Source organism: Mycobacterium sp. 852002-51613_SCH5001154 (assembly GCF_001667425.1).
In the GTDB taxonomy this organism is placed as follows: Bacteria; Actinomycetota; Actinomycetes; order Mycobacteriales; family Mycobacteriaceae; genus Mycobacterium.
In genome coordinates this window covers 1-15,203 of record NZ_LZII01000006.1, presented here as the reverse complement: position 1 = coordinate 15,203, position 15,203 = coordinate 1, and the positions used below count along the sequence as shown (strand labels likewise).

Sequence of the window (15,203 nt, the reverse complement as noted above, 5' to 3'; positions counted from 1 at the left end):
GGGAGCAGGATGCCTACTGACTCGTTCGACACCATCAACTACGACGTCGACGGGCATACCGCCACCATCACGCTGAACCGTCCGGACGCCCTCAACGCCCTCAGCCCCCACATGATCACCGAGCTGCGGGCCGCCTACGACGAGGCCGAGAACGACGACGAGGTCTGGCTGACCATCGTGACCGGCACCGGTCGCGCGTTCTGCACGGGCGCCGACGTCAGGGCCATTCCCGAAGACGGCAAGGTGATCTACGAGCGCCCGTATCTGTCGACCTACGACCAATGGGAGGCACCGCAGGAGGGCACTCCCCCATTTCGCACGGCCGCCAAGCCGGTGCTCGCCGCGGTCAACGGGTTGTGCTGCGGCGCCGGCATGGACTGGGTCACCACATCGGACATCGTGATCGCCTCGGAGCAGGCAACATTCTTCGATCCGCACGTGAGCATCGGACTAGTGGCCGGACGCGAGATGGTGCGGCTGTCGCGCGTGCTGCCCCGCTCCATTGCCCTGCGGATGGCATTGATGGGCAAGCACGAGCGGATGAGCGCGCAACGCGCCTACGAACTCGGTCTGATCAGCGAAATCGTCGAGCACGACCGGCTTCTCGAGCGGGCGCACGAGATCGCCGGCATCGTCAACTCCAATGCGCCGCTGGCGGTTCGGGGAACTCGCCTGGCCATCCTCAAGGGTCTCAACGTGCCGCTGCACGAAGCCGAGATCATGGCAGAAACGTTCCGCGAGCGCGTGCTGCGGACCGAGGACGCGGCCGAAGGGCCCAAAGCCTTCGTCGAGAAACGCAAGCCCGATTGGCAATGCCGATGACGTTCGAGACCATCCTGCTCGAGGTCGACGAGACCGATCGGGTCGCGACCATCACACTGAACCGGCCCGCGCAGCTGAACGCGTTCAACCGCACCATGTGTGAGGAGATGACCCGCGCCTGGCGCATGGTCAAGCTCGACGAGTCGGTCAACGCGGTGGTGCTGCGGGCCGCCGGTGATCGGGCGTTCAGCGCAGGGCTGGACATCAAAACGCCCTACGGGCAGCCCGAAAACATCTGGAACCACGAGGATCCCGGCGAGGCGCTCAGCCCCAAGTGGCAGAAGATGTGGAAGCCGGTCGTCTGCGCCGTTCAGGGCGTGTGCACCGCGGGCGCGTTCTACTTCATCAACGAATCCGACGTCGTCATCTGTTCGCAGGACGCCACCTTTTTCGACTCGCACGTATCCGCCGGCCTGGTCTGCGCGTTGGAGCCGATCGGCCTGATGAGGCGCATCGGTCTTGGCGAGACGTTGCGCATCGCCTTGATGGGTAACGACGAGCGGGTCAGCGCCGACACCGCGCTCCGGATTGGACTGGTGTCGGAGGTGGTCCCCGCCGAGCAGCTCTGGGGCCGCGCGCACGAGATTGCCGCGACGATCGCCGCGAAGCCACCGATCGCGACTCAGGGCACGGTGAAGGCGATTTGGGAGTCGCTCGACAAGCCGTATCGCGCGGCCATGGAGCAGGGGCTGATCTATACCCGCCTGGGCAACCCGCTCGGCACTGCCGAACTCGCCGCCCAGAAGGCCGACGGCGAAGGTGCGGCGCGTACTCCGAAGACCCGCTGATGCCTGCGCACCCGCTCAGTCAACGCATCGCCGACGTCCTCAACCTGGAGCCGGGCGCCGACGCGATCGAGTATGACGGCCAATGGATTTCGTGGGAGAGGGTCCGCGCCATGGCAGAACGCATCGCCGTGCTCACCGCTGGTGACGAAGTCGGGATGCTGCTGCGCAACCGGCCCGGTCAGGTGGCCGCGTTTCTCGGGGTGCTGCTGGGCGGTGGCACCGTCGTCGTCATCAACCCGTCTCGCGGGGACGAGCGCACCAAGGCCGACATCGCCGGACTGCGGCTGCCCCTGATCATCGGGGAAAGCACCGATCTGACGACACTGCTGCCCCCGACGACCGACGCCACCACGGTGGCGATTTCGGGTCGGTTGGACGATGCCCCGGCCGGGGCCTCGACGACTCGTCCGGAGGTCCACCCGCGGACCGGGGTCGCGGTACGAATGTTGACCAGCGGTACGACGGGTCCGCCCAAAAGGGTCGACCTCGGCTACGACATGTTGGCGCGCAGCGTGATGGGCGCCGAACCCCGCCGCGTCCCGGCGCCCACCGAGCTACGTAGCGGCGTCGCGATCGTCAACTCCCCGCTGGTGCACATCGGCGGGGTATTCCGCGTGCTGCAATGCATCGCCGACGCACGACCATTCGCGCTTCTCGAACGTTTCGAGCTCAACTCCTGGGCCGACGCGGTGCGCAGGCACCGGCCGCGGACCGTATCGCTGGTACCCGCGGCCCTGCGCACGGTGTTGCACTCAAACCTGCCGCCGGCCGATCTGGACAGCATCCGCGCCGTCACCTGCGGCACGGCCCCGCTGACGGCCGACGACGCCGACGCCTTCACCGCCAAATACGGCATCCCCGTCCTGACGTCTTACGCGGCAACCGAATTCGGTGGCGGTGTCGCCGGCTGGACCCTGCCGGATCACCAACGCTATTGGGCCGCCAAACGGGGCAGCGTCGGCCGCGCCAACCCGGGTGCGCAGTTGCGGGTGGTCGCGGACGACGGCACGCCACTGGGGACTGACAAGGTCGGTCTGCTCGAGGTCAAGCCGGGCCAACTGGGGCCGTCGGCCCAGTGGATGCGGACCACGGACATGGCGCGCATCGACGCGGACGGCTTCGTGTGGATCGTCGGGCGGGCCGACCAGGCGATCATCCGTGGTGGGTTCAAGGTGATGCCCGACGACGTTCGCACCGCCCTGGAGAGCCACCCCGCGGTGGCAGGTGCAGCGGTGGTCGGCCGGCCCGACGAGCGTCTCGGGGCGACGCCGGTCGCCCTGGTGGAGCTGCGCGGGTCCGCGTCCGTCGACTGCGACGCGCTGGTGCAATACCTGGGAACGCGGCTGGCGCGCTACGAGATTCCCACCGAGATCGCGATCGTCGACACCATCCCGCGGACACCGTCGGGCAAAGCCGATCTGGGCGCGGTTCAGCGCTTCTTCAGCGCAGCCAACAGTGACCATGCCCGGTGACAGCCCGACCGTCGCCGACGTCCTGACACGCCGGGCCCGTGCGGGCGCAGAACGTCCGCTACTCATCTGCGACGCTGACCGCATCAGTTATGGCCAAGCCGAGGCCCGCTCGGCCGAGCTCGCCCGCGGGCTGATCGCGGTCGGCGCGGGCAAGGGCACCCACGTCGGCCTGCTCTATCCCAACGGGTCGGAATTCGTCGTCGCTATGCTGGCGGCGGCGCGAATCGGCGCCGTGGTGGTTCCCTTCTCCACCTTCGTCACCGCCCGCGAGATGCACGAACAACTGCTCGACAGCGATGTCGAAATACTCTTGAGCGCAGCATCTTTCCGCACACACGACTACGTGCAACGCCTCGAGCAGGTGCTGTCGGACTCGGATTTCGGGTCCGACTACCGGTTCTTGGCCCCGGCCGCACCGCAACTCCGGCAGGTCGGCATCAGCTACCGCCCCGGTGCGCGGCGGCGCGTCCGCGACATCGACCGGTTCTACCGGCTGGCCGATACCGTGACCCCCGCGCTGTTGGCGGCGACGCAAGATGACGTCCGGGGTTGCGATCCCCTGGCCATCGTGTACACGTCGGGCTCCAGCAGCGCCCCCAAGGGCGTCGTACACACACACGGCGCGCTGCTCGAACACCAGCGCAATCTCAACGCCATTCGCGGTTTGACGGCCGACGACAAGCTGTTCTGCAATTCGCCGTTCTGCTGGATCGGCGGCTTCGCGTTCGGACTGCTCGCCACCCTGGTCGCCGGCTCGACGCTGGTGTGCTCCAACGCCGAGGATCCCGGTACGACGCTCGATTTGCTGGAAGCCGAAAAACCCACCTTGACCAACGGTTTCAGCGCAGGGATCGCGCACCTCGCCGACCATCCGAGCTTCGCGCGCCGTGACCTGTCATCGATGCGTCGCGGCAACCTGTACCCGATCATGGCGGCTGCGGTTCGACCGGCCGATCCCGAGCTGCGGCACAACATGCTGGGCATGACCGAGGCCGGCAGCGTCGTGCTGATCAGCGACGACGAGACCGATCAACCCGAGAGCAGGCGCGGATCGTTCGGCAGACCGGCGCCCGGCTTCGACACCAGGATCGTCGACACCCAAACCGGACTAGCGGTCGGCGTCGGCAGGGTCGGGGAACTGCGTATCCGGGGACCGTTCGTGATGCAGCGCTACTACCGACGCAGTCGCGAGGAGTGCTTCGACGCCGACGGTTGGTTCCACACCGGGGATTTGGTGCGCGCCGACGCCGACGGGTTCTTCTATTACGTCGGCCGGCTCAGCACGATGATCAAGACGGCCGGCGCCAATGTCTCGGCCGACGAAGTGGAACGGGCAATCGCCAAGGTCACCGGCGGGCTGACGGCCCATGTCGTCGGTGTCCCGGATGCGCAGCGCGGACAACTGGTCGCGGCGGTCGTGGTCGTGCCCGAGGGCGCCGCCTTCGACGAGGCGGCGCTGCGCGACGGGCTGAAGGCGGAATTGTCAGCATACAAGATTCCCCGGCGGTTCCTGACATTGTCGCGCGACCAACTGCCGCTGCTCTCCAGCGGCAAAGTCGACACACGGGGACTGAGAGAGCTCTTCGATGCCTGACACCATCGACGGACTGGTGCGGTTCCGCTCCGATCGCGACGGCGACATACCGATGGTCATCGACCCTGCGTCGCGGATCAGTTATCGCGAACTCGACCTCACCACAAGAGAATTGGCCGCGGTATTCATTGAAGCCGGTGTGGGCAAGGGCACCCGGGTGGGATTGATCATGCCCAATAGCGCTCGCTGGGTACAGGTCGCTGTCGCGCTGACCCGCATCGGTGCCGTGCTGGTACCGCTGAGCACGCTGCTGCAGGCCGGTGAGCTCGCCGCGCAGCTGCGTGTCGCGGCGGTCCAGTTCCTGGTCAGTGTCGACGAATTTCGCGGTCATCGCTATCTCGATGAGCTTCAGGAGCTGCGGCCCGAACTTCCTGCCCTGCGTCAGGTCTGGACGACCGACCGGCTCACCCACGCCACCGCCGGCGAGCCGGTGCGCCGAATCGTCGATGCCATGACGGAGACGGTCACGGCCGCCGACCCGTTGGTCATCATGTTCACCTCCGGCAGCAGTGGGGCCCCCAAGGGGGTCCTGCACTCTCACGGCAGTGCACTGGAGGCCGTGCGGTCGGGCCTGGCCGCGCGCTGCATCACCGCCGACACCCGGCTGTACCTACCCATGCCGTTCTTCTGGGTGGGCGGCTTCGGCAGCGGAATCCTGTCCACGCTGCTGGCCGGTGCCACCCTGGTGACGGAGGAGATTCCGCGGCCGGAGACCACGCTGCGCCTGCTGGAAGCCGAGCGGGTGACGCTGTTTCGCGGCTGGCCGGACCAAGCGGAGACGTTGGCCAGGCACGCCGCCACTGTCGGCGCCGATCTGTCGGCCCTGCGGCCGGGGAGCCTGCAGGCACTGCTCCCGCCCGAACAGCGGGCCCAGCCGGGCGCTCGGGCCACGTTGTTCGGCATGACCGAGGCATTCGGTCCATACTGCGGCTATCCCGCCGACACCGACATGCCCGAGACTGCGTGGGGCAGCTGCGGAAAGCCGTTCAGCGGCATGGAGGTTCGCATCGTGGATCCCGACAGCGGCGAGCCCGTGCCGGCCGGCGCCGTGGGCATGATCCAGATTCGGGGGCCACACACGCTGCGCGGCATCTGCGGTCGCAGCCGAGAAGAGCTGTTCACCGCCGACGGCTTCTACCCCACCGGCGACCTGGGCCGCCTCGACGACGAGGGGTTCCTGTTCTACCACGGGCGCTCCGACGACATGTTCAAGGTCAGCGGCGCCACCGTCTATCCCAGCGAGGTCGAACGAGCGCTGCGCACCATCGACGGTGTCCGCAGCGCCTTTGTCACCAGCGTGCCGGGAACCACGGGCCAACGGGTGGGCGCGGTTGTGGTGTGCGACGGGGCCGTGTCCGCCGATCATCTGAGTCGTTATGCGCGAAAGCTGCTGAGCGCGTTCAAGGTTCCGACCGTGTGGCTGTTGTTGGAATCCGATGACGGCGTGCCGCGCGGGGGCACCGGCAAGGTCGACACCGGTCGGCTGCGGGAGATGCTGATCGAGGCCCTCGCGGGCTGACCGGCGTCGTACTGGCGGTCAGCGGCGGATGCCGGAGACCGCCGACCGCGGTAACCGGCCCGCGCGGGAATGCCCGGCCATCCGATCCCCGTCGACCACGACGTCGAAGTCCAGGTTGAGCCGCATCGGTTTGGTCACCGATTGCCGCCAGGTCAGCCGCGTGCCCTCGGTGGCCGCGCCACTTATCAAGTCCTGCAAGGGAACTGTTTCGCCCTTGTACGTCGCCGTGCCGGTCAGTCCGCCCGGCAACTCGGCGAACGCATACCGCACGGCCAGAGTCCCGATCGGGGTCTTGATCGTTACGTCCCAGTCACCGCCGATGCCCATCTATGCCTCCACCGGATCTCGTCCCGTCGGACGCCACACGGTGCCCCGACGCTCGTACTCGAAAAGCTCCTCGACGGCGTGCGCGACTCGCGGTCCGTACCACCGGTCCAGCAGGTACAGGGCCAGATCCAGCCCCGACGTGACACCGCCCGCGGTGATCAGGTCGCCGTCGTCGACCACGCGCGCCGCCACCGCATGCACACCCGCGGCTTCGAGCAGCTCCAGGCCCAGGTGATGAGTCACCGCATGGCGCCCCTCGATCAGGCCGGACATCGCCATCACCACGGATCCGCCACAGACACCGCCCACCGTCACCTCCGGGTTGTCAAACGCCTTCCGCAACAACGGTGTCAGCTCGGTCTGCGCGGCTCGGGCCAGCAGCACCGGGATGGTCTCGACGCCGTCGTCCGGATCACCGGTGATGGGGCCGCTGGCGCCGGGCACGATCACGCAGCCGCTTTCCGATGGATCGAGTGCGGCGGCGGCCGTCAGCGCCAAACCGCGAGTGCCGCCGATGACGCTGCGCGGCCCCTCCGCCGACACCAGCGTCACCGTCAGGTCACCTCCCACACGGTCGCTGCCAGCCGACAAGACTTCGAAGGGCCCGACGACGTCAAGCGGGTCGAACCCGTCGTACAAGACGATCTGTGCGTGCACCACGTCATCGTCATCGGCCGCGTCCGACAAAACCAGTGGCTGGATTGACACTATGGACCGGTATATTGCCAACCCATGCACTCCGTGGCGATCCTGGCCGAGCCGGACGTCATCGCGTTCGATCTGGCGATCGCGATCGAGGTATTCGGTCGTGCCTACCTCCCGACCGGCGCTCCGGGGTACCGCGTTCGGGTTTGCGGCGCGGACCCCGTCGTTCCGGCCGGACCGGTGCGGATCGCCACCGATTGCGGCCTGGCGGAACTCGCGAACGCCGATACCATCGTGGTGCCCGGGCGCAACGACGTCACGGTGCCGGTCCGGGAGGACGTCATCGCGGCGCTGAAGTCCGCGTACGGCAAGGGGATTCGCATCGCCTCCATCTGCAGCGGCACCTTCACCGTCGCCGCCGCCGGGATACTGGCCGGCAAACGCGCCACCACGCATTGGTCGGCCGCCGACCTGTTTTCCGCCGTGCATCCAGACGTCCGACTCGATGCCGCCGCGCTCTACGTCGACGAAGGCCAGGTTCTCACCTCCGCCGGGGCGTCCGCGGGGCTCGACTTGTGCCTGTACATGGTTGCGCGTGACTACGGCTCGGCGGCGGCCGCCGACGCCGCCCGGTTAGCGGTCACGCCCCTTCACCGCACCGGCGACCAGGCTCAGTTCGTCATTCGCCGCCGCGGAAGGTCCGACACCGAACTCGACGGTCTGCTGGTCTGGCTGGAGGGCAACGCCCACCTGCCGCTGACGCTCCGCGACATCGCGAGGCAGGCCGCCACCAGCGAGCGAACCCTCAACCGGCGGTTCAAGACGGAAACGGGCCAGACGCCGATGCAGTGGGTGAACAGCGTCCGGATCAAGCACGCCGAGGAGCTGCTCGAGTGCAGCTCCGACAGCGTCGAATCCATCTCGCGCCGAGTCGGTTTCGCATCAGTGACGAATTTCCGCGAACAGTTCCGCCGCCTGGTGGGAGTGGCGCCGCAAAGTTATCGCAATGCCTTTCGCGACAAGAATCACGACTCCCGGGCCTGGGCCGGCGAGGCGCGCTAGGAAACTCGGGTCCAGGGTTGACAGTTCTGCGACTCGAAGGCTTTGACCGCCGTGTTGATGTTCGCGTACATCGGACCGATCGAGGTGTTCGTCTGAAGCACGTGCTCCTTGTTCGCATCGGGCGTGCTGTAGGTGAACCACGAGCACATCGAGTCCTGGGTTGGCACGTTGTTGATCCAGACGCCGAAGGCCGAACCCGAGCCGCCCGTGTGGTAAAGGCCCGGTGCGATGTCGGGGCCCACGACAAAGACGCCATTGCCGGGGATCGGGTCCAGTGGGTCGGCGACGGCCGGGGGTGCGAGAGCTGTCGCGATCACAGCTACACCGAAGATGGCCGACGCGCGGATCGTTCGGGGCACTTTTCCTCGCTTATGTCATTGCCCCCTCCCAGGCAGAATATGCCGAGGCGCGCGCGGGAACAACAGTTAGCCCGAGGCCGGACGGCTCGCGTCCATGACCACCCCGCGGGCGGTGAGGTGATCGATCAGCGGAACCGCGCCGGCGGCGAGGTGTTGTGACATCGCCGCGCGGGCCAGCTGGTCGTCACGCTTTTTCAGCGCGGACAGGATCCGGCGATGATCCCTCATCGACTGTTCGGGCCAACCTTCGATGGCCGGAAACACCGATTCCGGTGCGTAGCGGGTGATCTGCGACATCAACTGGGCGAGCTTCGGCGAGTCCGCGGCAACGTTGATGGCGCGGTGGAATTGGTGGTTGAGGCGCACCGTCCGCTCGTCGTCATCGCCGGCGTAGGCGTCTTCGAGTTCCGCCTGGATCTGTTTGAGTTCGCGCAGTTGGTCGTCGGTGATGTTGATCGCGGCCCGCGCCGCGAGTTCACCACCGACGTGAGCCTGAAGGTTCGCGACGTCGGTGACGTCGCGACCCGTCACCGGCAGCACCATGAAACCGCGGCGGGGCTGTTGGTCGATCAGGCCTTCCGCGCGCAGGGCGAAGAGTGCCTCCCGCACCGGTGTGACGCTGATTCCCAACTCGGCGGCCAGTTGATCCAGGCGGACGTAGGACCCCGCGGCGTAGGTACCATCGAAGATCCGCCGGCGGATGAAGCGTGCGACATCGTCCGAAAGTTGCGGTCGCGCGGCGAAATCCGGGATCGTCATCGCTAGACCTGGTATTCGGCGAGCAGTCGCTTGCTGATGATGTTCTTCTGGATTTCGCTGGTTCCCTCGCCGATCAGAAGGAACGGAGCGTCACGCATCAGCCGCTCGATCTCGTATTCCTTGGAATAGCCGTAGCCGCCGTGGATCCGGAAACTCTGCTGGGTCACCTCGGTGCAATATTCGCTGCACAGGTATTTGGCCATCCCGGCGGCGACGTCGTTGCGCTCCCCCGAGTCTTTCAGTCGGGCCGCATTGACCATCATCAGGTGCGCCGCTTCGATCTTGGTGGCCATCTCGGCCAGCTGGAATGCGATGGCCTGGTGCTCGGCGATGGGCTTGCCGAAGGTGTGGCGCTGCTGGGCGTAACGGACCGCGAGCTCGAAGGCGCGGATGCCCACGCCGCAGGCTCGGGCAGACACATTGACCCTGCCGACCTCGATGCCGTCCATCATCTGGAAGAAGCCCTGTCCGGGGCTACCGCCCAGAACGTCGTCGGCGCTTGCCTGGTAGCCGTCGAAGATGAGTTCGGTGGTGTCGATCCCCTTGTACCCCAGCTTGTCGATCTTGCCCGGTATGACCAGGCCGGGCACGACTTCACCGAAACCCGTTGGCTTCTCGACCAAGAAGGTGGTCAGGTTCCGGTGCGGCTTGTCGGCCCCTTCGTCGGTGCGAACAAGCACCGCGATCAGCGTCGAGCTCCCGCCGTTGGTCAGCCACATCTTTTGGCCGTTGATGGCGTAGTCGCCGTCGCCGTCCCGATCGCGCACCGCCCGAGTCCGGATGGCGGCGACATCGGAGCCCAGCTCCGGCTCCGACATAGAGAAGGACCCCCGCGTCTCGCCGGTGGCCATCCGCGGCAGGAACCGTTGCTTCTGCGCATCAGTGCCGTGCTGACGCAGCATGTAGGCCACGATGAAGTGCGTGTTGAGCACCCCGGAAACGCTCATCCAACCGCGCGCCAGCTCTTCGACGCACAGCGCGTACGTCAGCAGCGACTCCCCCAAACCCCCGTACTCCTCCGGAATCATCAGTCCGAACAGGCCCATGTCGCGCATCCGGTCGACGATGTCCTGAGGGTAGGTGTCCCCGCGGTCGAGTTCCGCGGCGTTGGGGATGACTTCCTTGTCGACGAATTGCCTTACGGTGGCGATGATTTCGGTCTGGAATTCCGTCAACCCCAGGGTCTGGGCGAGTTTGGTCATGCGCTGTCTTTCCGTATTGGCTTGCTCAGCAAGCGATTGTCTTGGCGTCCGTCAGGCGTTCGATGTCGGCCCTCGTCAACCCCAAACGCCGCTCGAGGACCTCGACGGTGTCTTGCCCCAAGGCCGGGGCGGCCGTGCCGGCGGGGTGGGTGCCGTCGAGCGTTACCGGCAGGCCGGGGGCGAAGTAGTCACCCAGGCCCTCCTGGTGCAGGAGGGAAAACAGCGGGTTGGCAGTCACCTTCGGGCCGGCGGCGACCTCCGCGAAGGTGCGGTACCGCTCGTAGAGCACCGTCGTGCCCGACAGCGCGCCGGTGATCTCCTCGGCGGTGTGGTCGGCGAACCAGGTGCCGAAGAGGCCGGACAGCACGTCGCGGTATCGGTAGCGGTCACCCTCGGAGCCGAAGTCGACGCCCAGCGCCTCAGCGAGCGCGGTTACCGCGGTGCCGGTGCCCGTCACGTCGACAAGATCGCGAAAGTGCCGGCGGGTCAGGGTGACAACCATGAACCGGGCGCCGTCGCGGCTGGCGAAGTCCTGTCCGTACTGCCCGTAGATGGCGTTGCCCAGGCGCTGCCGTTGCGTGCCGGTGACTTGGGGCTCGGTCAGCAGTCCCAGGTTTCCGGCGGTGGCCAGTGCGACGTCCTCGAGCGCCACGCTGATCCGCGCACCCGCACCGCTTTCGTCGCGGCGGCGGAGGGCGGTGACGACGGCCAGCGCTGCGTACAGGCCGCAGGAGACGTCCCACGCCGGCAGCACGTGGTTGATCGGGCCGGCGTGATCCGCGAGGCCGGTGACGAGCGGGAATCCGATGCCGGCGTTGACGGTGTAATCCACGCCAGTGGAACCGTCGCCGCGCCCGAGCAGCTGCACGTGAATGACGTCGGGCCGCTTGGATGTCAACACGTCGTGACTGAGCCAGGACAGGCCGGCGGCGTTGGTCACCACCACGCCGTCCCCCTCGACGATGAGCCGCTGGACCAGCTCCTGCCCGTCGGGGGACCGCAAATCGATGGTGGCCGAGCGCTTTCCCTTGTTCAGCCCGGTCCAGTAGATCGATGTGCCGTCTGCCGCCAGCGGCCACCGGTGCACGTCGGACGCGCCACCGATCGGGTCGATGCGGATCACCTCCGCGCCAAGCTGATTGAGCGTCATGCCACACAGCGGGGCGGCGACGAAGCTGGAAACCTCCACGACAGTGAGGCCGTTCAGGGGCCCGGTCACGTCGGGGCGACCCGCTCGAACACCGCGGCCAGTCCCTGCCCGCCGCCGATGCACATGGTCTCCAGCCCGTAGCCCGCCTCGCGGCGGTTGAGCTCGCGCGCCAGGCTGGCCAGCATCCGCCCACCCGTCGCACCGACCGGGTGGCCCAGGGAGATCCCGGAGCCGTGCACGTTGGTGCGCTCGTGGTCGGCGGCACCGAAATTCCATTCCCGCATGACAGCGAGCGCTTGCGCGGCAAAGGCTTCGTTGAGTTCGATGAGGTCGATGTCGGACAGCCGCAGACCGGCCTTTTCCAGCGCCGCCTCGGTCGCCGGCACCGGCCCGATCCCCATGAGGTTGGGCGCGACCCCCGCCACCGCCCACGACACCAGACGCACCAGGGGCTTCAGACCGTACTCGGCGGCCTTCTCGGGTGTGGTCACCACGCACATCGACGCCGCGTCGTTCTGCCCGCTGGCGTTTCCGGCGGTGACCGTCGCCTCCGAATCCTCGTCCAGCAGAACGGGTTTCAGTTTGCTCAACGACTCGACCGATGTGTCGGCGCGCGGATGTTCGTCGGTGTCGATCAGTTCCTCGCCGTGGCGGCCGGGCACCGCCACGGGAATGATCTCCTCGGAGAGGATGCCGTCCTTCTGCGCGGCCACCGCGCGCTGGTGCGACCGCACCGCCAGCTCGTCCTGCTCCTGGCGGGAAATGTCGTACTGGCGGCGCAGATTCTCGGCAGTTTCCAGCATGCCTCCCGGCACCGGGTAGTGCCGGCCACCGGCGGTGGTGCGCCCACGGGCCAGCCCGTCATGCACCCGGACGCCACCGCGGGCGCCGCCCCAGCGCATGTCGGTGGAGTAGAAGGCGACGTTGCTCATGCTTTCGCAGCCGCCGGCGATGACGAGATCGTTATTGCCGCTAGCCACTTGCAGGCACGCCTGGATGACCGCTTGCAGGCCCGAGCCGCAACGCCGGTCGACCTGCATGCCGGGAACCGTCACCGGCAGGCCCGAGTCCAGCGCCACGACGCGCCCGATCGCCGGCGCCTCGCTACTGGGATAACAATGGCCCAGGACCACGTCTTGCACGGCCTCGGGCGCCAGCCCGGTCCGCTCCAATAACCCCTTCAGCGCGGCGACGCCGAGGTCGACGGCGGTCAGCGCCTTGAACATTCCGCCGTAGCGCCCGATCGGCGTCCTGACGGGTTCACAGACAACGGCTTCGCGGACGGCACTCATAGGTGTCGGCCGCCGGTGATTTCCATGACGGTGCCGGTCATGTACGACGACAGGTCGGACGCCAAAAACAGCGCCACGCTGGCGACTTCGCTGGGCTCACCGGCCCGGCCCATCGGCACCTCGGCAACCTTTGAATCCCAAATGCGCTGCGGCATAGCCTCTGTCATCGCGGAGCGGATCAAACCGGGGGCGATCGCGTTCACCCGGACGCCCAGGTAAGCCAACTCTTTGGCCGCGGCTTTGGTCATGCCGACGATGCCCGCCTTGGCCGCCGAGTAGTTGGTCTGCCCGACCATGCCGACCTTGCCCGACACCGAGGACATGTTGATGATCGCGCCACGCTTGTTTTCGCGCATGACCGCCGCCGCGAGCCGAGTGCCGTTCCAGGTCCCCTTCAAATGCACGGCGATGACCTGATCGAACTGCTCCTCGGTCATCTTGCGCATGGTCGCATCACGGGTGATGCCGGCGTTGTTGACCATGATGTCCAGGGTGCCGAAGCGCTCAACCGCGGTTTGGATCAGCGTTTCGACATCGGACGCCTGAGTGACATCGCAGCGGACCGCGACCGCTACGTCATCACCGCCCAATTGCTTGGCCACGACCTGGGTTTCCTCGAGATTGATGTCGCCGAGCACAACCCGGGCGCCCTCGGCGACAAAACGCTCGGCGATGGCAAGCCCCAACCCTTGCGCTCCGCCCGTGATTACCGCGGTCTGACCTGCCAACAACGACACCTGGTCACATCCTTCACTGTTGTCTCCACCACCGGACGCCCCTCAAGGCAAATATCATATTTGATATAGGATCCTGCTCTGAGCCGGGGTGCCCCGGGCCAGGAGAGGAGCGTGGAGTCGATGGCCACCGCCGAAGTCGCCGAAGTCTCGGACGACGATTTCCGAGAGATCCTCGCTCAGACAAGGCAATTCGTCCGCAGCGCCGTCGTGCCCCGCGAGCAGGAGATCCTCGAACAGGACCGCGTTCCGGACGACCTCCGCGACGAAGCCAAGAAGATGGGCCTGTTCGGCTACGCGATTCCGCAGGAGTGGGGCGGCCTGGGCCTCAACCTCGTGCAAGACGTCGAGCTTGCGATGGAGTTGGGCTACACGTCCCTGGCACTGCGTTCGATGTTCGGCACCAACAACGGCATCGCCGGACAAGTTCTGGTGGGCTTCGGCACCGATGAGCAGAAATCCCGCTGGCTGGAATCGATTGCGGCCGGCGACGTCGTCGCCTCCTTCGCGCTGACCGAACCGGGCGCCGGATCCAACCCGGCCGGTCTGCGCACCAAAGCCGTTCGCGACGAAGGCGATTGGGTGATCTCCGGGCAGAAGCGTTTCATCACGAACGCGCCCGTCGCCAATCTGTTCGTCGTCTTCGCACGCACCCGGCCGGCCGACGACCAGGGCCCGGGAATCGCCGTCTTCCTGGTGCCCGCGGACGCCGCGGGTGTCGAGGTGGGAGCCAAGGACGCCAAGATGGGGCAGGAGGGTGCTTGGACGGCCGACGTCAGCTTCGACGACGTCCGCGTCGGATCCGACGCGCTGATCGGCGGCAGCGAAGACATCGGATATCGAGCGGCGATGACCTCGCTGGCCCGGGGACGGGTGCACATCGCCGCCCTCGCGGTGGGCGCCGCGCAACGCGCGCTCGACGAATCGGTCTCCTACGCCGCCACCGCAACCCAGGGCGGAACGCCGATCGGGAACTTCCAGTTGGTGCAGGCGATGCTCGCCGATCAGCAAACCGCGGTGATGGCCGGCCGGGCGCTGGTGCGCGATGCCGCTCGGCAGTGGGTCGCGGGCGAGGATCGCAGAATCGCCCCGTCGGCGGCCAAACTCTTCTGCACCGAAATGGCCGGCAACGTCGCGGATCTCGCGGTTCAAATCCACGGTGGCAGCGGTTATATGCGTGGCGTTGCCGTCGAACGCATCTACCGCGATGTACGCCTGCTGCGGCTGTACGAGGGCACCAGCGAGATTCAGCGTTTGATCATCGGATCGAACCTCGTCAAGGCGGCTCAGCGATAGAGCGGCCGGACCAACAGGGGAGCAAACTATGAGCGGAAAGCTTGCAGGCAGAGTGGCATTCATCACCGGAGCCGCGGGCGGGGCGGGGCCCGCGCCCCCCCCGGGGGGGGGGGGCGCGGGGGCGCCCGCCACGCCCGGGGCCCCCCCCGGCCCGCGGCGGGCGGCGGGCCCGCCCACGCCCC

General features: G+C 67.2%; 15 protein-coding genes. 7 read left to right on the top strand and 8 right to left on the bottom strand.

Going from position 1 to position 15,203, the window contains the following annotated elements; all coding sequences use genetic code 11:
* Nucleotides 1-9: 9 nt before the first annotated feature.
* Genes A5750_RS01960 through A5750_RS01940 form a run of 5 tightly spaced genes read left to right on the top strand, consistent with a single transcriptional unit; the run spans nt 10 to nt 6,195 of the window.
* A complete protein-coding gene (locus A5750_RS01960; RefSeq protein WP_066957259.1) occupies nt 10-822 on the top strand; it encodes an enoyl-CoA hydratase/isomerase family protein in 813 nt (270 codons plus the stop codon).
* Complete coding sequence (locus tag A5750_RS01955) at nt 813-1,610, top strand: enoyl-CoA hydratase/isomerase family protein (RefSeq protein ID WP_067260927.1); 798 nt, start codon at nt 813-815, stop codon at nt 1,608-1,610. Before A5750_RS01960 ends, A5750_RS01955 begins: the two co-directional genes overlap by 10 nt.
* Nucleotides 1,610-3,082, top strand: coding sequence for a class I adenylate-forming enzyme family protein (locus A5750_RS01950; protein ID WP_067260925.1), 1,473 nt, complete (start codon nt 1,610-1,612; stop codon nt 3,080-3,082). The genes A5750_RS01955 and A5750_RS01950 overlap by 1 nt, the downstream gene beginning before the upstream one ends.
* Nucleotides 3,072-4,676, top strand: coding sequence for a class I adenylate-forming enzyme family protein (locus tag A5750_RS01945; protein WP_067261135.1), 1,605 nt, complete (start codon nt 3,072-3,074; stop codon nt 4,674-4,676). The genes A5750_RS01950 and A5750_RS01945 overlap by 11 nt, the downstream gene beginning before the upstream one ends.
* On the top strand, nt 4,669-6,195 hold the full coding sequence (locus A5750_RS01940) for a class I adenylate-forming enzyme family protein (protein ID WP_067260924.1): 1,527 nt from the start codon (nt 4,669-4,671) through the stop codon (nt 6,193-6,195). The genes A5750_RS01945 and A5750_RS01940 overlap by 8 nt, the downstream gene beginning before the upstream one ends.
* A gap of 18 nt (nt 6,196-6,213) precedes the next feature.
* Here the strand turns inward: A5750_RS01940 and A5750_RS01935 are convergent, their stop codons facing one another.
* Together A5750_RS01935 and A5750_RS01930 are read right to left on the bottom strand one after the other, a co-directional pair.
* Nucleotides 6,214-6,522, bottom strand: a complete 309-nt coding sequence (locus A5750_RS01935; protein ID WP_067260922.1) for a hypothetical protein — start codon at nt 6,520-6,522, stop codon at nt 6,214-6,216.
* Nucleotides 6,523-7,179: a DJ-1/PfpI family protein gene (locus A5750_RS01930; RefSeq protein WP_066957304.1), complete on the bottom strand. Its 657-nt coding sequence runs from the start codon at nt 7,177-7,179 to the stop codon at nt 6,523-6,525. It abuts the gene before it with no gap.
* 75 nt (nt 7,180-7,254) lie between these two features.
* Here A5750_RS01930 and A5750_RS01925 point away from each other — a divergent pair, with 75 nt between their 5' ends.
* On the top strand, nt 7,255-8,229 hold the full coding sequence (locus tag A5750_RS01925) for a GlxA family transcriptional regulator (protein WP_067260917.1): 975 nt from the start codon (nt 7,255-7,257) through the stop codon (nt 8,227-8,229).
* Here A5750_RS01925 and A5750_RS01920 read toward each other — a convergent pair.
* The 6 genes from A5750_RS01920 to fabG all read right to left on the bottom strand — a co-directional run bounded on the left by A5750_RS01920 (nt 8,226) and on the right by fabG (nt 13,728).
* Nucleotides 8,226-8,588 carry a hypothetical protein gene (locus tag A5750_RS01920; RefSeq protein ID WP_067260914.1) on the bottom strand — a complete coding sequence of 121 codons (363 nt, stop codon included), beginning with the start codon at nt 8,586-8,588 and terminating at the stop codon, nt 8,226-8,228. The two genes, A5750_RS01925 and A5750_RS01920, sit on opposite strands and share 4 nt — an antisense overlap.
* A gap of 66 nt (nt 8,589-8,654) precedes the next feature.
* Nucleotides 8,655-9,347, bottom strand: coding sequence for a GntR family transcriptional regulator (locus A5750_RS01915; RefSeq protein ID WP_066957272.1), 693 nt, complete (start codon nt 9,345-9,347; stop codon nt 8,655-8,657).
* Nucleotides 9,348-9,349: 2 nt separating this feature from the next.
* Nucleotides 9,350-10,549, bottom strand: a complete 1,200-nt coding sequence (locus tag A5750_RS01910; RefSeq protein ID WP_067260912.1) for an acyl-CoA dehydrogenase family protein — start codon at nt 10,547-10,549, stop codon at nt 9,350-9,352.
* A 25-nt stretch (nt 10,550-10,574) separates the two neighbouring features.
* Nucleotides 10,575-11,768, bottom strand: coding sequence for a CoA transferase (locus A5750_RS01905; RefSeq protein WP_067260910.1), 1,194 nt, complete (start codon nt 11,766-11,768; stop codon nt 10,575-10,577).
* Nucleotides 11,765-12,991 (bottom strand): acetyl-CoA C-acetyltransferase, encoded by a 1,227-nt coding sequence (locus A5750_RS01900; protein WP_067260909.1) that lies wholly within the window; start codon nt 12,989-12,991, stop codon nt 11,765-11,767. Before A5750_RS01900 ends, A5750_RS01905 begins: the two co-directional genes overlap by 4 nt.
* On the bottom strand, nt 12,988-13,728 hold the full coding sequence (gene fabG / locus A5750_RS01895) for a 3-oxoacyl-ACP reductase FabG (protein WP_067260907.1): 741 nt from the start codon (nt 13,726-13,728) through the stop codon (nt 12,988-12,990). Before fabG ends, A5750_RS01900 begins: the two co-directional genes overlap by 4 nt.
* Before the next feature lie 120 nt (nt 13,729-13,848).
* On the opposite strand from fabG, the gene A5750_RS01890 reads away from it, so the two are divergent.
* The gene (locus tag A5750_RS01890) at nt 13,849-15,021 is read left to right on the top strand and encodes an acyl-CoA dehydrogenase family protein (RefSeq protein WP_066957306.1); all 1,173 of its coding nucleotides are present in this window, start codon (nt 13,849-13,851) and stop codon (nt 15,019-15,021) included.
* Nucleotides 15,022-15,203: the final 182 nt, after the last annotated feature.